Annotated in this window: 1 rRNA gene (only partly in view); it reads right to left on the minus strand. The window is 54.4% G+C overall.

The window, feature by feature from the left end:
• Window position 1: 1 nt before the first annotated feature.
• Window positions 2–1,707, minus strand: a 23S ribosomal RNA gene (locus AC4PR2_RS28165) (it continues 1,229 nt past the right edge of the window).

Consider the following 1,707-nt stretch of genomic DNA (forward strand, 5'->3'; position numbering starts at 1 on the left):
TTAGGATAAGCCCTCGACCGATTAGTATTGGTCAGCTCCATGCATTACTGCACTTCCACCCCCAACCTATCTACCTCGTCGTCTTCAAGGGGTCTTACATACTGGGAAATCTCATCTTGAGGGGGGCTTCACGCTTAGATGCTTTCAGCGCTTATCCCTTCCGTACATAGCTACCCAGCGGTGCTCCTGGCGGAACAACTGGTACACCAGCGGTACGTCCATCCCGGTCCTCTCGTACTAAGGACAGCTCCTCTCAAATTTCCTACGCCCACGACAGATAGGGACCGAACTGTCTCACGACGTTCTGAACCCAGCTCGCGTACCGCTTTAATGGGCGAACAGCCCAACCCTTGGGACCTACTTCAGCCCCAGGATGCGATGAGCCGACATCGAGGTGCCAAACCTCCCCGTCGATGTGGACTCTTGGGGGAGATAAGCCTGTTATCCCCAGGGTAGCTTTTATCCGTTGAGCGATGGCCCTTCCATGCGGTACCACCGGATCACTAAGCCCGACTTTCGTCCCTGCTCGACTTGTAGGTCTCGCAGTCAAGCTCCCTTCTGCCTTTGCACTCTTCGAATGATTTCCAACCATTCTGAGGGAACCTTGGGGCGCCTCCGTTACTCTTTAGGAGGCGACCGCCCCAGTCAAACTGCCCACCTGACACTGTCCTCGCACCGGATCACGGTACCAAGTTAGAACCTAGATACGATCAGGGTGGTATCCCAAGGATGCCTCCTCTCAAGCTGGCGCTCAAGATTCAACGGCTCCCACCTATCCTGTACAGATCGTACCCAAATTCAATATCAAGCTGCAGTAAAGCTCCATGGGGTCTTTCCGTCTTGTCGCGGGTAACCTGCATCTTCACAGGTATTAAAATTTCACCGGATCTCTCGTTGAGACAGCGCCCAAGTCGTTACGCCATTCGTGCGGGTCAGAATTTACCTGACAAGGAATTTCGCTACCTTAGGACCGTTATAGTTACGGCCGCCGTTTACTGGGGCTTCGGTTCATAGCTTCGCCCGAAGGCTTACCACTCCCCTTAACCTTCCAGCACCGGGCAGGCGTCAGCCCGTATACTTCGCCTTGCGGCTTCGCACAGACCTGTGTTTTTGCTAAACAGTCGCTTGGGCCTTTTCACTGCGGCCCCCTCGGGCTATTCACCCTACCGAGGCACCCCTTCTCCCGAAGTTACGGGGTCATTTTGCCGAGTTCCTTAACGAGAGTTCTTCCGCGCGCCTTAGAATTCTCTTCTCGCCTACCTGTGTCGGTTTGCGGTACGGGCACCTTCTCCTGGCTAGAGGCTTTTCTTGGCAGTCTGAGATCATGACCTTCGCTACTACAATTTTCGCTCCCCATCACAGCCCAGCCTTAACGATGTGCGGATTTGCCTACACATCAGCCTCACTGCTTAGACGGACATCCATCAGTCCGCGTCACTACCCTACTGCGTCACCCCATCGCTCATAACGGATTACGGTGGTACAGGAATTTCGACCTGTTGTCCTTCGACTACGCCTATCGGCCTCGCCTTAGGTCCCGACTTACCCTGAGCGGACGAACCTTCCTCAGGAACCCTTAGGCTTTCGGCGGATCTGATTCTCACAGATCTTTTCGTTACTCATACCGGCATTCTCACTTGAATGCAGTCCAGCGCTCCTTACGGTACACCTTCAACCCGCATTCAACGCTCCCCTACCCCTGATGCA

The sequence above is a fragment of the Serratia sp. A07 genome (assembly GCF_058725505.1).